The organism is Brevibacillus sp. FSL L8-0520 (genome assembly GCF_037963895.1).
GTDB classification, from domain to species: domain Bacteria; phylum Bacillota; class Bacilli; order Brevibacillales; family Brevibacillaceae; genus Brevibacillus; species Brevibacillus borstelensis.
Window position 1 is genome coordinate 2487541 of sequence record NZ_CP150171.1, and the last position, 16542, is coordinate 2504082.

General features: G+C 51.0%; 15 protein-coding genes. All 15 read left to right on the forward strand.

Annotated elements, in window-relative coordinates; genetic code table 11:
* The first annotated feature begins 8 nt into the window (after positions 1 to 8).
* Positions 9 to 908 (forward strand): MBL fold metallo-hydrolase, encoded by a 900-nt coding sequence (locus NSQ24_RS12450; protein ID WP_024985011.1) that lies wholly within the window; start codon positions 9 to 11, stop codon positions 906 to 908.
* Between the two features lie 16 nt (positions 909 to 924).
* Positions 925 to 1548, forward strand: a complete 624-nt coding sequence (locus NSQ24_RS12455) for a redox-sensing transcriptional repressor Rex (RefSeq protein WP_003387037.1) — start codon at positions 925 to 927, stop codon at positions 1546 to 1548.
* 15 nt (positions 1549 to 1563) lie between these two features.
* Positions 1564 to 2862 (forward strand): amidohydrolase, encoded by a 1299-nt coding sequence (locus tag NSQ24_RS12460; protein ID WP_031933273.1) that lies wholly within the window; start codon positions 1564 to 1566, stop codon positions 2860 to 2862.
* 375 nt (positions 2863 to 3237) lie between these two features.
* A complete protein-coding gene (locus tag NSQ24_RS12465) occupies positions 3238 to 3930 on the forward strand; it encodes a hypothetical protein (protein WP_171506298.1) in 693 nt (230 codons plus the stop codon).
* A 26-nt stretch (positions 3931 to 3956) separates the two neighbouring features.
* Positions 3957 to 4445, forward strand: coding sequence for a DUF5590 domain-containing protein (locus NSQ24_RS12470; RefSeq protein WP_003387034.1), 489 nt, complete (start codon positions 3957 to 3959; stop codon positions 4443 to 4445).
* 153 nt (positions 4446 to 4598) lie between these two features.
* A complete protein-coding gene (locus tag NSQ24_RS12475; protein ID WP_003387033.1) occupies positions 4599 to 5120 on the forward strand; it encodes a hypothetical protein in 522 nt (173 codons plus the stop codon).
* A complete protein-coding gene (locus NSQ24_RS12480) occupies positions 5113 to 6624 on the forward strand; it encodes an AAA family ATPase (RefSeq protein ID WP_024985016.1) in 1512 nt (503 codons plus the stop codon). The genes NSQ24_RS12475 and NSQ24_RS12480 overlap by 8 nt, the downstream gene beginning before the upstream one ends.
* Positions 6625 to 6735: 111 nt before the next feature.
* On the forward strand, positions 6736 to 9534 hold the full coding sequence (locus NSQ24_RS12485) for a WIAG-tail domain (RefSeq protein ID WP_172921105.1): 2799 nt from the start codon (positions 6736 to 6738) through the stop codon (positions 9532 to 9534).
* A 307-nt stretch (positions 9535 to 9841) separates the two neighbouring features.
* Complete coding sequence (asnS, locus tag NSQ24_RS12490) at positions 9842 to 11131, forward strand: asparagine--tRNA ligase (protein ID WP_003387030.1); 1290 nt, start codon at positions 9842 to 9844, stop codon at positions 11129 to 11131.
* A 135-nt stretch (positions 11132 to 11266) separates the two neighbouring features.
* Entirely contained in the window at positions 11267 to 11962 is a 696-nt protein-coding gene (locus NSQ24_RS12495; protein ID WP_024985018.1) for a DnaD domain protein, read from the forward strand.
* A 147-nt stretch (positions 11963 to 12109) separates the two neighbouring features.
* On the forward strand, positions 12110 to 12433 hold the full coding sequence (locus NSQ24_RS12500; protein WP_003387028.1) for a hypothetical protein: 324 nt from the start codon (positions 12110 to 12112) through the stop codon (positions 12431 to 12433).
* The gene (locus tag NSQ24_RS12505) at positions 12414 to 13592 is read left to right on the forward strand and encodes a glycosyltransferase family 4 protein (protein WP_003387026.1); all 1179 of its coding nucleotides are present in this window, start codon (positions 12414 to 12416) and stop codon (positions 13590 to 13592) included. Before NSQ24_RS12500 ends, NSQ24_RS12505 begins: the two co-directional genes overlap by 20 nt.
* 125 nt (positions 13593 to 13717) lie before the next feature.
* A complete protein-coding gene (locus NSQ24_RS12510) occupies positions 13718 to 14764 on the forward strand; it encodes a glucose-1-phosphate thymidylyltransferase (protein WP_003387024.1) in 1047 nt (348 codons plus the stop codon).
* Entirely contained in the window at positions 14761 to 15585 is an 825-nt protein-coding gene (locus NSQ24_RS12515; protein WP_003387022.1) for a glycosyltransferase family 2 protein, read from the forward strand. The genes NSQ24_RS12510 and NSQ24_RS12515 overlap by 4 nt, the downstream gene beginning before the upstream one ends.
* Positions 15582 to 16532 carry an NAD-dependent epimerase/dehydratase family protein gene (locus NSQ24_RS12520; protein WP_003387020.1) on the forward strand — a complete coding sequence of 317 codons (951 nt, stop codon included), beginning with the start codon at positions 15582 to 15584 and terminating at the stop codon, positions 16530 to 16532. The genes NSQ24_RS12515 and NSQ24_RS12520 overlap by 4 nt, the downstream gene beginning before the upstream one ends.
* The last annotated feature ends 10 nt before the right edge of the window (positions 16533 to 16542 follow it).

Here is a 16542-nt window from a genome sequence, read left to right on the forward strand (position 1 = left end):
TAAAATAAATGCTGTGGAAAGCGGGAAGAGCTTGGCTGTTGGTGTTGGCTGTCACAATGCTTTTGATACCCGGCTGCTCGATCGACAACCACTTGCAAAAGGCGGTAAAAGTAGAAGATCCGTTCGCAAGTGAAGACGAGAGTGAATTCATCGGGCTTGTCATCCACTATCTGGAGCTGCCGCACGGGGAAGCAACCTTGATTCGATTGCCGAATGGAAAAAACATGCTCGTTGATACCGGAAGCGCTGAGGATTGGCCCCGCTTGTTTGCGGCGCTGACCGAACGGAAAATTACCCGGTTGGATTACGTGGTCTTGACAAATGATTTGCCGGGGCACGCAGGGGGCTTCGCTTTTCTTGTGGAGCGGGTGCTTGTAGAGAACGTCATTTTGCCCCGTCCGATTGAGTCTTCGATTCGCAACGCGGCCCCGCTCAAAGCAGCAAAAAAGGCAGTGACTGTTACTGACGGAGAAGCAATCAGACTGGACGAAGACGTGATGCTCCAGGTCCTGCACCCGAGTGAACCGCTGTTCCTGTCTCCGCAAGACAACTCCCTTGTCTTTCAATTGCGGCATGACAAGTTGTCTTTTCTCTTCGCCAGTGCGATGAATGAAAAGGCCGAGGAGAGGCTGCTTGAGAAACACGCAGATCAATTGAAAGCAGCGGTTTTGAAGGTTGCTGCTCAAGGCAGCAATCAGGCTTCCTCGCAGCCATTTTTGAGCAAGGTGGATCCGCAAGTGGCGGTCATTTTAACCGGAAAGCCGAGAGAAAAGCTAAAGGATGGCCAGGAAGAAGTGCTGGAGCGGCTCGGCGAATCCTGGGCTGAGACCTACATTACCAGTCAGAACGGAACCATCACGATCCTCTCCAATGGAAAGGATTATCGCGTTTTGAAAAGAAAAAAGTAAGGAGGATCGACCGTACGTGGCCAAAAGTGAAAAGATTTCGGAAGCGGTTGTGCGCCGGTTGCCGATTTATCTGCGCTACCTAAGCTATCTGCAGCAAGTGGGCGTGACGACGGTGTCCTCCCAGCAGATGGGCAAAAATCTCGACGTCAACCCTGCCCAAATCAGAAAAGATCTCTCTTCCTTTGGGGATTTCGGCAAAAAGGGCATCGGCTATGACGTGAACTATTTGGTAGAAAAAATCCGTCAGATCTTAAAATTGAGCGAGGAAATTCGCGTGGCGCTGATCGGGGCCGGGCATCTGGGACACGCCATTAGCAATTACAATGCGCAGGTAGAGGATTACATGCGGATTGCGGCTATCTTTGACAATGACCCGGCCAAATGCGGAAAAGTGCTCGCGGGAATCACCATTCAGCCACTGGAAGAGCTGATTCAGACCGTGAAAGAGCAGAAAATTCGTCTTGCCATCCTAACAGTGCCAGCAGCGGCGGCCCAGTCGGTCGCCAACCTGCTGTTTGAGGCCGGGATTGAAGGGATTTTGAATTTTGCTCCCACCACGATTCGCACCGAACGCGATGTCAGGATCCACTATGCCGATGTGACATCCAGTTTGCAGAGCCTTGCTTATTACTTGACGTAAGAATGGAGTGTAACGATGAAAAAGACCATATTGACCCATGCAACGGTAATTACCGCAAATGACCAAAATGAAGTGATTCAGGACGGAGCTGTCGGATTTGAAGGAGCGGGTATTACGTACGTCGGTCCGACCCCCGATGATCTCTCCGGCTATGACGAAGTGATTGATCTGAAAGGGGATTATGTGCTGCCAGGCTTCATCAATACACACGGGCACGCAGGAATGTCGCTGCTCCGCGGTTATGCGGATGACTTGCCGCTCCAGCAGTGGCTCGAAGACAAAATGTGGCCGCTGGAGGCACAATTCACGTCCGAGCATGTGAAATGGGGCACATACATATCCCTTATCGAAATGATTCGGACCGGTACGACGACATTCGTCGATATGTATGATCATATGGATGAAGTGGCAAAAGCCGTGCAAGCGTCCGGGATGAGAGCGCGTCTCTGCCGCGGAATGATCGGCCTTTGCTCCGAGGAAGAGCGTCAGGCAAAGCTGCGGGATGCCGTTTCTTTCGCCCGTGAATGGCATAACCAGGCGGATGGACGCGTGACCGTCATGATGGCTCCACATGCTCCGTACACTTGCCCACCGGAATTTATCACACAAATTGTGGAAAAAGCGGAGGAGCTGTCTCTGCCGATCCATATCCACATGTCGGAGACGGAGTGGGAAGTTGGTCAGAATGTAAAGGATTATGGGGTTCGCCCGGTTGCTCACCTGGAAAAGCTGGGTGTCTTCAATCGTCCAACTTTGCTCGCCCACGCCGTTCACCTCACGGATGAAGAGATCGACGTCTTGGCAAACTATCACGTGAAGGTATCGCATAATGTCGTCAGCAACCTGAAGCTGGCAAGTGGAGTGGCGCCAGTACCGAAAATGCTGGCAAAAGGGATTCACGTTTCCCTCGGAACAGACAGCAGCGCGAGCAACAACAACCTCAACCTGTTTGAGGAGCTGAAGCTGGCTGCCATTTTGCACAAGGGCGTAAACAACGACCCCGTCGCAGTTCCAGCCGAGGAAGCGCTGCGCATGGCAACCCGTTATGGCGCAGAGGGCGTATTCCAGCCGGATACACTCGGAACGATCGAGACTGGGAAACAAGCGGATTTGATTGTGCTTGACAGTCATCAGGCGCATTTCCATCCGGCTCATGATCCCGTGTCCCATGTCGTGTACGCAGCAAATGGCCGCGATGTTAAGGATACGATTGTGGCCGGTTCTTTCCTGATGCGCAACAGAGAGCTTCTCACCGTCGACGAGGAGCGCGTTATTTTTGAAGCCAACCGGATGTTTCAGCAATTGAAGCGATAAGGGAAAAGGCTCCTGTCATGGGGGACAGGAGAAAGGTTGTAGGTGTAGGTAGAGGGATTTTGATTGGTCACCATGCCGACTTATTTTCGCCATACTTCCGCAAGCGAGGTATGGCGAAATTCCAGTGGGGATGAGTGAGACGATGCTCTTAGAGGTGAAGACAATGCTGCCCAGGAGACGCGATAATCCTGCAGCATAGACCCTAAGAGGTCAGGAGATGTCGTTTGGTTTGACAACTTCACGCGCTCACCTCCTCGGGGTGTATCTGTAGTATGGCCCAGGTGCCGGGTCGTATGTTTAGCAAGTTTTCCGTCCTGTTCTAAAACCTTCCCAGAATTCATACGCATAAGGAAAAAGGGACAGGGGTGAACGGACTTGTATATTAAGCCCAAACAGCTCTGGTGGCTTCCGTCATTATTTCTCGTCCTGTTTGCCTTGGGCACCTTGCTTGGAGAACTTCACAATCGTCTGGATATAAAAGAAGCGCATGTAATCTCGACGACACAGCGAGAAGAGGCAGACCGGGCGATCATTGCCAGTTTGCTGGATCAGGTAACCAAAGATACGGAGCGGCCATTCTCCGTTTTCGTAAAGGATTACGTTCTGAGCGGAAAGTACAAGGGTGAAAATTTTCAGCTGGCCGGGGAAATAGCCGGACATCGCTTTGAACTGCAAAAAGAAGCGGAACAGGTCAATGTCACGATTGACGGAGAAATTCAAGACCACCAGGCTTTGCCATACTCGCTATATACGCCCCAGCAGCATGCGGCTATCTTGAAAAGCAAGCTGGGGCGGGTTGCGCCGCTTCCGGTCGCAGATGGTTCCGGTCAGGGCTGGCAAGGCTATCGTCTCAGCGTGCCTTCTACAGAGGTGACCGATCTGTTGTCCATGTGGCTCGGACCATCTTTTCCGATCAAGGATATGACTCAGCGTCTGGCCAATCAGATTGCAGTCGAGTACCAATTATGGTACGATGGACCGACGCGTGAATTGCGGCAATTGGAGATCTATTTGCAAATGGAGACAGCTGCGGGACTCAAGCAGGATCAGCTTCGCTTTCGGTTGTAATGTAAGGGGATAAAGGAGTTTTACCGGTGTATGTAAAAATCGTTGCAGGAGTAATCGCCGTTATTCTTGTGCTCGTTCTGGGCTCGGCCTATCATCTGGGCGCAACCGTTGTGGGGAAGCAGGATGATTTTGAGGCCCAGGTACGGCAATGGGTCCAGGAGCGGACAACAGTCGCGCAGATCGATTCCATAGACGAGTATCGCGGGAATCAATCCTATGCGGTAGTGCTGGGAAAAAACCAGGCGGGCACCCCTGTGGTGGTCTGGTTGACGGCCGAAACAGTCGCATTTGATTCTCTGGAAAAAGCCGTTACCCGTGAAAGCGTGGAAGCGGCCGTTAAAAAAGGATTTCCAGATGGAGCGATTCGCCATATCGTTCCGGGTATTGACGAAAAGAATCGCTTTTGGGAAGTAACGTTGCAGGACCAACAGGGCCGTTTTCATTATTTGCACTACGATCTGTTTACAGGTGCCCTGCTTACCTCTTACGTCGTTTCTCCCAAAATAGTCAGATAGCCCTTCCATTTTCGGAAGGGCTTTTTTCATTTCCATCCAACAACTGTAAGCAAAAAATAATATATCAGTATGATATACTAAAACCGTTGACAAAAAGAGAAAAAGTTGATAGACCATAGCATTCTGAGATAGTTTGGGGGGAAAACTGTGCAAATGCGCAAAGGGGCAATCGGACTCTCACTGCTGGCGACCCTGCTGCTATTGTTCGGCGGTTGGTTTTTATATCAGAAAATAGAGGTCGAAGAGCCTATCCGCACCCAGATCGGACAATTGCAGTCGGCAGAGCTGGCTCATCTACACGTGGGAAAAGATCACATCCAAATAGATTTGAATGTAACGCATCCGGAGCTGTTCCCGCAGGAATATCGCAAGCTGATGCAGCAAGCAAAAGAAATGGCAGGGGGCAAAGAGATTCAGGTCACTCTTGGCAACCAGTCAAAAGAGCTGGAAAAGGTATGGATGAACGGCTTGTTTTCGTTCACGGAAGCCGTTGATTTGCATCAGTACAGCCGGATTCCGCAATTGGTGGGCGAATGGAAAACAGCTTATCAATTGGACCAAGCGATGGCGCAGATGGATGCAGAGCATGTATACGTATACCTGAAGCGAGGGGCAGACGACTATTACGCGATCGTCCCTCGTTCGTCCGGAAGCGAGGTGGCAGTTCGTGGGTAAGGAAATCGTCTGCGGAGCAATACCGGCCATACTGGTGTTTCTCTGGTTTTTAGGCATCAATGTAACGCCCCTTCTCGTCTTTGGTGTCGTTCTGCTCGCCCTTTATTTTTTGGTCGTCCGACAAAGCCAAGGAAATGTATCGTTCGGTGGCAAAGGCAAGCAAACGAAAAATGTGGTTCCCAAGTCGAATGTTCAGTTTGCGGAGATCGGGGGCCAGGAAAGAGCCAAAAACGAACTGAAGGAAGCACTTGATTTTTTGAAGCACAAGGATCAAATCGCCCAGTACGGCATCCGTCCATTGAAAGGCGTGCTGTTAACAGGACCGCCGGGGACAGGGAAGACACTGATGGCGAAGGCGGCGGCAAACTACACGAATTCCGCTTTTGTCGCAGCGTCCGGTTCCCAATTTGTGGAGATGTACGTGGGTGTCGGAGCCCAGCGTGTCCGTGATCTGTTCAAGGAAGTCAAGGCATTGGCTGAAAAGAACGGTCAGGACAGCGGCATCATTTTCATCGACGAGATCGATGTGATCGGCGGAAAGCGTGACGGACAGCAGCAGCGAGAGTACGATCAGACGCTGAACCAGCTGTTGACCGAGATGGATGGCATTGGAACGAGCGAAAAACCGCGCATCTTGATGATTGCGGCAACGAACCGGAAGGACATGCTGGACTCGGCGCTGCTGCGTCCGGGACGCTTCGACCGTCATATCAGTGTCGATTTGCCTGACAAGACGGCGCGGGAGCAAATCTTGGTGATTCATACGGCCAATAAACCGCTCGCACCCGATGTTTCCCTGGAGCAAGTCGCTCAGGAGACATTTGGCTTTTCAGGTGCCCAGCTTGAAAGCGTAGCCAATGAAGCAGCCATTTACGCAATGCGCGAGAAAAGCCCGCAAATTGAAGCGCGTCATTTTGCCTTTGCCGTAGACAAAGTCATGATGGGAGAAAAAGTAGACCGGGAAGCTTCGGCTGAAGAGAAAAAGCGTGTGGCTTTGCACGAATTGGGCCATGCTATCGTAAGTGAAACCGTACGTCCCGGTTCAGTCTCCCAGGTGACGCTTAGCCCTCGCGGCAAAGCATTGGGATACGTCCGGCAAAATCCGATGGAAGACCGGTACTTGTACACGAAGGAAGCCTTGGAAAAGCAGATTATGGTATGCTTGGGCGGGGCCGTGGCTGAGGAAATCTACTACGGCGGCCGCAGCACAGGCTCCAAGAACGACTTCGAGCAGGCGCTGAATATGGCACAGGAGATCGTGCAGAGCGGCATGTCCGGATTGGGCATCGTTCACCTGCAGTACGTGGCCAAGGAACGGGTTCACGACGAGGTGGAGCGCATACTCGAAGACCTTCTGGAGAAAACCCGCACGCTGTTAAGCAAGTACGACTCTGTTTTTCAAGAGGGTCTTCATACATTGCTTCAAGCGGAGGTTTTGCATGGCGATGCTTTTCGCAGCTTGCTTGCCTCTGTATCCACCCCTGAAAAGGAGCTGGCGGTATAACGCCGGCTTCTTTTTTTTCTTTGCATTATTTTATATTGACGGTGCCCAATGAGCGGTCTGGTGAATATCCTACAGAAGGACATGGACGATTTCAGGAGGGAAGAATATACCATGGCGAAGGTGAACCGTCGAAAAGTAAGCAAACCGTTGGGGAAAAGGTCAGATAGGCTGGAACTCCCTTTGCTGCACAACGATATTGACGTGGACTGGCTCGAGGATTTGGAGTCAGACCGGCAGTTGGCCAGCGGGGGACAAGAGTCATTTACTGTATCAAGCGTGAAAAAGGAGTCTGTCAGTGTCAATCCGCCTCTGCAAAAAATCCCGAAACAGCAAGTCAATTCAAACCAGACGACTTTTTCCAAAGTCCTCAAGGAACGTCGGGATGAGACGAACAATTCGGTGGTCTATACGGATGATTTGACCGACCAGGCTGTCACTACCGAAAAAATCGCCAATCGGGCAGTTGACGCTTCCAAAATCAAACCGGGAACGATCGACAACAATTTGCTGAAAGATTACGCTGTGGACAGTTCCAAGCTGGCAGACAGGGCAGTAACGTCGAACAAGATTGCACCTGAAGCAATCCAATCCACACATATCGGCAAGAATGTGATCGGTGGCGACATGCTCCAGGACCGTTCCATTTCGGGCGACAAGCTGCAAAACAACAGCATTACGTCTGAGAAGCTTGCCGACAAGACGATTGACGCAATCAAATTTGCTGAAAGTTCCATTCAGACGAAGCACATCCAGGAGCAGGCCATCACGACAGAGCTCATCCAGGATCAAGCGATTACCGCAGAGAAAATCAAGATGGGTACCATCCAAAAAGGAAATTTGGCCAACTACATTATCAACTCTGTCAAATTGGAAGACAACGCTGTCAGCAATGAAAAAATTCGCGATGGAGCAGTCACCGGCAGCAAAATCGACGAGGATGCCATTGAGTCGCACCATATCAAACGCGGTGCGATCCAGCACGAACATTTGAATGACAGAGCCGTTGACGCCAGCAATATCATGCCGGGCAGCATCCAGGACCAACATCTGGCTTCCTTCAGTGTCCAATCACAGCACTTGTCGCCAGAGTCGGTTACGGGCCAAAAAGTGGCACCTTATGCCATCACAACCGAACACCTTGATGAGAACAGCGTGACCTCAAGCAAACTGGCTAAAGAATCGGTAGCCAGCGTTCATTTGCAACCATCCGTCATTCAAACGGCCCATCTCCAGGACAACAGTGTCACACATAAGAAAATAGGCGATGCCCAGGTCACGACCGCAAAGCTTGCTGACAAGGCAGTGAATGCCGACAAGTTGGCCCCGCGTTCCGTGAACAGCCACCACATAAACGAGGGAACGATCGATGCAAAGCATTTGGCTGACGGTTCGATCACCAAGGATAAACTGGCGAAGGGCGTGATCGATGCCACCCATTTGGGTGAACGGGTTGTCAGCAATATTCATTTGAAGGACAATATTGTGCAAACGCATAATTTGGCCGACCACGTCATTACGACCTCCAAGCTTGCGGCAGAATCCGTGTCGACCGACAAAGTGACGGAGCTGAGCATAACGACGACCAAACTGGCTGACGGCGCCATCACCTCCGCGAAACTGGCCAGCGAATCGGTCAAAGCAAGACATCTCTCCCGAAATATCGTTACAGAGGAGAAGCTGGCCGACAAAGCTATACAGTCAAGGCATCTGACGAATAACGCCGTTCAAACCGAGCACTTGCAAAATCAAGCAGTCACGTCTGAAAAGCTTGCACCCAGCAGTGTAACGCGGGAAAAACTGGTTGCTCGCAGCGTGGACGGCACCAGGCTTGAGCTGCAGTCGGTAACAGGTGGCCATGTAGAGAAAAACACCCTGAGCGGAGAGCATCTCATCGCTGGCGCCATTACGTCCGACCATCTGGCTCCAGGGAGCGTACATGGCATTCACATTGCCAACAAAGCCGTCGACTCGCAGCATCTAAAACCGCTTTCCATTACGACAGAGAAGCTTGGCGAGGAAGCAGTCGTTACTTCGAAAATAGCGATACGCAGCGTAACCGGAGAAAAGATCAGCCTGTTTGCGATCTCGACTGATCACATCGAGGATCGGTCGATCACGAGGGACAAAATTACGCCAGGAGCGATCAGAGCAGAACACCTCCTGGATAATTCTATCGGCAGCGAGCAGTTGATGGAAAGAAGTGTAGGCGCCAAACATCTGAAGACCGAAAGCGTAGCAGGCGAACATATCGTCGACGGAGCGATCACGGCTAACCATCTGGCGGACGGCACGGTTACAATGGATAAACTGGCGTTTGTTCCGGTGGAGACCAGCAGGCCGCAAGGGGTCACTTTGCAGCAATTCGGGTTCCTTTCCTTCCGGATCCCTGCCAGCAAAAAGTCAGTTGACGTAACGATACGGCTCGACGCTCCGTTCGCAAATGCCGACTATTGTCTGGTGGCAATGACAAACCGGATGGGCTGCCATGTTTCCTTTAAATACGGCAATCGGACTTCTGCAGTAGTCACTGTGTTTCGAAATCGCTCCGGACAAGAGGAAAAAGGAGTGATTCAGTGGATTGCAGTCGGAGAAAAAGGTGGCACCATCACCGGTGAGATGAGGGAATATTTCGAGCAGGAGCTGGAGGAGAATGATCTGCTCGAAGCACTCGAAGAGGATGGCGAGATCGCACAGGAAGAGTTAAGTGCAGAAGATAAGGACGAGGAAGAGAATGCCGTCCTGTATGTGCATGATGATGGCGAGCATGAGTCAAACGGGGACGCTGATCAGGAATTTGCAGATGAGGATGCCATCGAGTCCAGGAGGGCAGCGCAAAGACATCGGAACAAGGGCCGCAATCGGGAGGAATTAACCATTAGCGAAGAGATTGATGAGGATTACGAAGACTAAATCGAAGCGCAGCCATTCAGAGTGTGGGCAACAGACCGTCAACTCTTTGCGTGGCTGTTGACGAATAGGAGTGTCGGACAGATATACAGGCAAAGGCCAGGCTCCCGGCGGAGCAGGGCCTTTTATTTTGTATAATGGAGTCCGGTTTTTTGCTTTGATGAAGGGCTATAAAGTTGTCATAAAAATATTATGGTAAACTAACAGGCGCAGACTCTCATTGAATTCAACTACGCTGAATAGTATAATTGATTCGATATCAAGTAGTATGGATTTTGTGTTGCAATGGCAAATGGAGGGAAACAAGCCGATGATGACGACCATTGCCCAGTTGGGGCAGCATGTGGGACAAGAAGTACGATTGGGCTGTTGGCTTTTTAACAAGCGCAGCAGTGGAAAAATACAATTTTTGCAGCTGCGCGACGGCTCCGGATTCATTCAGGGAGTAGTCGTCAAAGCAGAAGTATCGGAAGACGTATGGGAAGCAGCATCGCAATTGACACAGGAGAGCTCTTTGTACATAAACGGCATCGTTCGGGCAGATGACCGTGCGCCGAGCGGCTATGAATTGACCGTGACCGGCATTGAAATTATTCAAATCTCCCACGATTACCCGATTTCGCTGAAGGAGCACGGGGTTGACTTCCTGATGGACCACCGCCACCTGTGGCTGAGAAGCCCTCGCCAGAGAGCGGTTATGTCGATCCGTTCCGAAGTGATTCGTGCGGTAAACGAATATTTTCACCAAAACGGCTTTTACAAAGTAGATCCGCCGATTTTGACTCCTACCTCTGCGGAGGGGACGACAAACCTCTTCCATACGAAGTATTTTGACGAGGACGCCTATCTTTCCCAATCCGGCCAGTTGTACATGGAAGCTGCTGCGATGGCTCTGGGACGGGTATACTCCTTTGGTCCGACCTTCCGTGCCGAAAAATCCAAAACGCGCCGTCACCTGATCGAGTTTTGGATGATCGAGCCCGAGATGGCCTTCGTCGATCACGAAGAAAACCTGCGCATTCAAGAAGAGTTTGTGTCTCATGTCGTACAGTCTGTTTTGAAAAACTGCCAGCGCGAGCTGAAAACACTGGAGCGCGACACGACCAAGCTGCAAAATGTCGTCGGACCGTTCCCGCGGATTTCTTATGATGACGCGATCAAACTGCTTCAGGAAAAAGGAAGCGAGATCAAGTGGGGCGATGATTTCGGCGCTCCTGACGAGACGGCGATTGCCGAGCATTTTGACAAACCGGTATTCATTACCCACTACCCGACAGAAATCAAGGCGTTCTATATGAAGCCAGATCCGAACAGACCAGAGGTTGTCCTCTGTGCCGATCTGATCGCACCGGAGGGATATGGGGAAATCATTGGCGGAAGCCAGCGTATTGACGATCCTGTCCTTTTGGAAGAGCGGTTCAAAGAACATGAACTGTCTGAAGAAGCGTATAAATGGTATCTCGATCTGCGCAAATACGGGACTGTGCCTCACTCCGGATTTGGTTTGGGACTGGAGCGCACAATCGCCTGGATTTGCGGTTTGGACCACGTCCGCGAAACGATTCCGTTCCCGCGCATGCTTTATCGCCTCTACCCGTAACCCGCTGCTTTTTTGGCGGTTACACGCTCAGTATCTTACACCCTGCTGCCGGAGGGCGGCAGGGTATTTACGTTCTTCAAACCAACGCGAACAGCACGCCAGCATGCAATCATGGCGATGAGGTGAAAATGTCTCATGGAATCACAACTATTACAGATTTTGCAAGAAGGAGCCACATCGATTTCCAACCTCCTTTTAAAAATGTACAAGCAAACGTCGCTCTCTGATGAAGAAATGATTCTCATTATCCATTTGTTATCCTTTCAGCAAGAGGGAAATCGCTTTCCGACGATTCAGGAGCTGGAGGATCGGATGTCGATGTCATCAACCAGACTGATCCAGACATTGCAAAAGCTTTTGAAGGAAGAATGGATCAGCATTGACGAATACATTGATCCCGAGACAGGGATGCGTCATGAGCTGTACAATCTGACTCCCTTGTATCGCAAGCTTTATCAAAGCTGGCGGGAGCAGCGCAGCGTATCCCGGATGATTGACCCGGTGGTAGAGCCTTTTGCCGAAATGGCCAGTACATTGGAAGGCGAGCAGACGGGATTGTACACCCGCTTTGAACAGGCGTTTGGCCGTCCGCTATCGCCGTTTGAGCTGGAGACGATCCACATCTGGACCAATCAGGACGGTTATTCGGATGAACTGATTCTGACAGCATTGCGGGAGGCAGCTACGGTCGGCAAGCTGCACATCCGCTATATCGACCGAATTCTTTTGGAATGGCAAAAGCAAAAGATAACAAGCGTCGAAGAAGCAAGGCACTATAGTCTCCGTTTCAGGCGCCATACGCCTGTAAGCGATCAGCGTCAGCCGCTGTGAGGAAATCCCTCGCAGCGGTTTTTTCTTTTCCCCTGTACATGTACCTATTTGGGATCTTGTTCATACCATAAAAAGAGCGAAAGCTGTCGGAATGATTGACTTGGTCAAGCGAATCTTGATGTCGGATTGGTCTGGAGGTCATGAAGCATGGAAAAGCGAAAAAAAGGTGAGACCACACATTGGATTATGCCGGGAGTGTTTTCTGGCGAATTCGTGGTGGATGAAGCTGTTGAACGCGTTCAATTGAAAAAACTGGGAGACCAACGGGACGCCGCGGAAACGCTGTGGAAAGAGAGGGCGGAAGAAATTCAAAAAGAGCTTGCGGCTCTCAAAGAAGCGGTGTCACGCTGGGAAGAACGGTTTAAGGTACTGCAGGAAGAGCAGAAGCGCGAGCGAGAGTACCTGTACCAGGTCGTTCTTTCTTTAAAACAGGAGTGGGAGCGGGAGCGAAATGAAAATCGCCATCATTAGTCCCGGCCCCTTCTCTGTGCCGCCGGTCAAGGGCAGCTCAGTAGAGCATGATATCGATGAAGTGAGCAAGATGTTTGGGCCGGAGCATCAAGTGACCATCTACACGCGAACGTGCCCGACCTACCCTCGTTCGAGCTTTGAAGAGGGGAGAGACATTATCCGTTTTCCTTATAAGGGTCCCGGCCCTTATCTCAAGCGAATCATCGGCGATTTGAAAAGACGAAGTCCCGATGTGATCCTGGTGGAGAATCGCCCCAATTTCGTGCCTGCTTTGCGGAGAAAATTTCCATCAGTTCCGATCTATGTGAATATGCACTCTCACGTATACGCCGCCAAATGGTTTATCAGTCCGGAGAAAATGAGACACATCGTACGGCTCGCAGATGGGTTTATCACCAACAGTGAATATCTGCGTCAGCATTTTATAGAAAAGCATCGTATCCCCCCAGACAAAGTCCATGCGGTTCACCTGGGGGTAGACGTGACGCCTTATCAGCTAGCAAAAATCAATTTCGGAGTAAGAAATTTGCGGCGGAAGCTGGGACTCAGACATGATGATCGGATCATGTTCTACGCAGGCAGGCTGATGAGGGCAAAAGGCGTCCACGTCCTGCTCAAGGCATTCCGGAAGGTGTGCGAACAGGATCCAAAGGCCAAGCTCATCATCGTGGGAGGAACTGGCTATGGAAGCAATCGGATGAACCCGTATGTCCGGTATTTGCACCAGCTGGCGAAACCACTGGGCGACCGGGTGAAATTTGTGAACTTTATCCCGAGCCAGGAGATGCCCCTGTACTACCAGATCGGCGATATTGTGGCAACGCCTTCCGTCTGGCAAGAGCCGTTTTGCCGGGTCAACCTGGAAGCGATGGCATCCGGAAAGCCGGTGATTACGACACCGAGAGGCGGGATCGGGGAGGTCGTCACACACGAGGACTCGGGTTACGTGATCTCTCCCAAGGAATGGGAAAAGGAACTGCCCAGGATTTGGGATGAGCTGTGGAGCATTCCTCACCTGCGAAATCAGATGGGAAAACGCGCATTGGTCCGGGCGAAGCAATTTTCTTGGTACGCCACAGCCCAAGGCTATTTACAGGCTTTTGAAAAGGGGGCTGACAAACGCGCAAGAGTCGCAGCAGCATACAAAAAGGTCGGATAAATCGGGCGCGAATCAGACTGGGTGGTCGCCCTTTCTGCCCCGGTTGTGGACTTCTGCCCTGTCCAGATACGGCGGGACGCATACCTTATAAGTATCGCTAGAAGCACAACTGGGGAGTGATTTTTGTGAAAGGGTTAATCTTATGCGCCGGACGTGGCACGAGACTCCATCCATTTTCCTATTCGCAACCAAAAACCCTCCTCCCTGTGGCTAATCAACCGGTTCTATTCTACTGCATTCGCAAGCTGATTGAAGTGGGTGTCCGTGACATCGGAATCGTCATTCACCCTTCCCAAGTGCAGATTTCAGGATACGTAGGCGATGGTAGTCAATTTGGGGCTACCATTACCTATATCGAGCAGGAATCGCCGCTTGGGATTGCTCATGCAGTGAATATTTCACAGCCATTCCTCCAAGACGAACCGTTTATCCTTTTGTTAGGCGATAACTTGCTTATGGATTCCTTGCACAATCTCGTTCGCAGATTCCAGGACAATCGTGCAGACGGAATCGTCATGCTGAGCGAGGTAGAAAAGCCGCAGGACTACGGGATCGCAGAGGTACACGAGGGGCGTCTTATCTCCGTGGTGGAAAAACCTGTTGTGCCAAAAAGCAATCTCGCAGTGATTGGTGCTTACTTATTTACAAGGCCGATCTTTGAGGCGATCGCCTCGTTGAGCCCTTCTTCTCGCGGAGAGTACGAGATTACGGATGCGATCCAGACGATGATCGATCGTGGATCTTTCATTGCGCATACGACAACAAACGGGAAATACACCGACGTAGGGACGATAGAGCGTTGGCTGGAGGCGAATCGGTGGATGCTTTCCCGGGAGTTGGGAGAAAAATTGGCAATCGGAGAGGGCAGCGTCGTACAACATTGCGAGATTGTCGGTCCGGTTTTAATAGGGAAAGGATGTCATATCGAGAACTGTCGGCTAGGGCCGTACGTTTCCATTCAGGATGGTGTCCAGATATCGAATTGTACGCACATCGAGAACAGTATTTTATTGGAAAACAGCTCTATTCATGATGTGTCATGGCAAATGAAAGACAGTGTCTTCGGACGCGAGTCTTTTTTCAAAGGAAGCAGTGATCGAAAAGCCAGTATGTTTATTTTGAGTGACAAATCCTCCATCCAGCTTCCCTCTACGGGAGGTGACAGTGAATGACCAATCCAACTCCGTTGTTTACCGTAGTGATTCCCGCTTACAATCGCGCCAAATACATTCGCAAAGCAATTTCCAGTGTCATGAAGCAGACGTGCAAGGACTGGAAGCTGCTGATCATGGATGATGCGTCGACAGACAAAACAAGACATAAGGTAGAACGCTATCTGTTCAATCCAAACGTTCAATATTACCGGATGGAAGAGAACTCGGGCATCTCCAAAGTGATGAACAAGGCTTTGACAATGGTTGATACGCCTTTTCTGGTTCAGCTTGATTCTGATGACTGGCTTCCGAAACGCTCCCTTGCGATCTTGAAAAAGCATATCCTGCGCGACAAGAAGAACAAGCGCGCACTCTTCTATGGAAACGTCAAAATCTGGCGTGTGAGAAGAGGCAAGTACGTCAATCCATTTTTGGTCAAACACAAGCAGTTCAACACGAAATATCAATTTCTCAAATACAACCATTGGATGGTGGCTCCCCGCTGTTACCGCGTTTCGGCCCTGCAAAAGGTGGGGGGCTGGGATACTTCCGACAAGTATGAAGGCAGGATCATGGAGGACAGAAGGATTATCCTCCGCCTGATCGAGCGGTATCGGGTGAAGTGGATTAATCGAAAGCTGTACAATCGGACCAAACACAGAGGCCAGTTGACAGACAACAAGATGAAGCGGAAGCGCAACGAGCTGCGCAGAAAAACGTTCCGGTATTATCTGAAACGCTGGGGCAACAAGTACAAGGCCGTATACGGTTATAAGAACGGGTACTTGATTATCAAGCGATTGAAAAAGAAAAAGGGAAGGAGGAGACGGCGGCGATGAGAAAGGTGCTCATTACAGGCTGTGCTGGATTTATCGGGTCCCATTTGACTCAGCGCCTGCTGCAGGAGGGTCATCATGTCGTCGGAGTCGACGGTTTTATCGACAACTATGATGTGGCCTGTAAATTACGCAATCTCTCGCTGATCGGTCAACATTCCCTGTTTACGTTTCACTCGGCCCTGCTATCGGAAAAGCGCTGGGAGGAATGGCTGGATGAGGTTGATCTGGTATTCCATCTGGCTGCTCTTCCCGGCGTCCGTACCAGTTGGGGGAAGGCATTTTCCGACTATCTGGCACACAACCTGCTTGCAACACAAGAATTGCTCGATGCCTGTACGCGTCTAAAGACTGCTCCAAAGGTGATCATTTCCTCCTCGTCCTCTGTGTACGGAACGATGCGGGAAGGAATGACCGATGAGCAATCCCCCATTCATCCGATTTCCCCTTACGGCGTCACCAAGGCGGCCATGGAGCAGATTTGTCGTGTCTACGTCGAGGCGTACGGTCTTCCTGTCGTCATGCTGCGATACTTTACCGTCTACGGCCCGAGACAGCGGCCGGATATGGCTTTTCACCGATTTTTCAAGCAATTGCTGCGCGGTGAGCCGATAACCGTTTACGGGGACGGTCTTCAGAGCCGCGATTTTACATTTGTCTCGGATGCGGTCGAGGCCAATCTGCTGGCGGAAAAATACGCTGGACCAGGCGACGTGTACAACATTGGCGGGGACAGGGAAATCAAGCTGATGGAAGTGCTGGAGCTGATGGGCCAACTGACCTCTACAGTACCGGCTGTTGTGCATTTGCCTGCGATCGCGGGAGATTCCCGGCGAACAAGCGCCGACATCCGATTGGCCCAATCCAAACTCGGCTACCACCCGAAGGTGAAACTGGAAGAGGGATTGCGATTGCAGTTGGAAGATATTCGAGCCCAGTTAAAAGGGTAAAACGGGAGGT

Bases quoted from the DNA above. Each gene is read 5' to 3' on its own strand.
- NSQ24_RS12450 (WP_024985011.1), top strand. From the start codon at position 9: ATGCTGTGGAAAGCGGGAAGAGCTTGGCTGTTGGTGTTGGCTGTCACA.
- NSQ24_RS12460 (WP_031933273.1), top strand. From the start codon at position 1,564: ATGAAAAAGACCATATTGACCCATGCAACGGTAATTACCGCAAATGAC.
- NSQ24_RS12475 (WP_003387033.1), top strand. From the start codon at position 4,599: ATGCGCAAAGGGGCAATCGGACTCTCACTGCTGGCGACCCTGCTGCTA.
- NSQ24_RS12485 (WP_172921105.1), top strand. From the start codon at position 6,736: ATGGCGAAGGTGAACCGTCGAAAAGTAAGCAAACCGTTGGGGAAAAGG.
- asnS (WP_003387030.1), top strand. From the start codon at position 9,842: ATGATGACGACCATTGCCCAGTTGGGGCAGCATGTGGGACAAGAAGTA.
- NSQ24_RS12495 (WP_024985018.1), top strand. From the start codon at position 11,267: ATGGAATCACAACTATTACAGATTTTGCAAGAAGGAGCCACATCGATT.
- NSQ24_RS12500 (WP_003387028.1), top strand. From the start codon at position 12,110: ATGGAAAAGCGAAAAAAAGGTGAGACCACACATTGGATTATGCCGGGA.
- NSQ24_RS12505 (WP_003387026.1), top strand. From the start codon at position 12,414: ATGAAAATCGCCATCATTAGTCCCGGCCCCTTCTCTGTGCCGCCGGTC.
- NSQ24_RS12515 (WP_003387022.1), top strand. From the start codon at position 14,761: ATGACCAATCCAACTCCGTTGTTTACCGTAGTGATTCCCGCTTACAAT.
- NSQ24_RS12520 (WP_003387020.1), top strand. From the start codon at position 15,582: ATGAGAAAGGTGCTCATTACAGGCTGTGCTGGATTTATCGGGTCCCAT.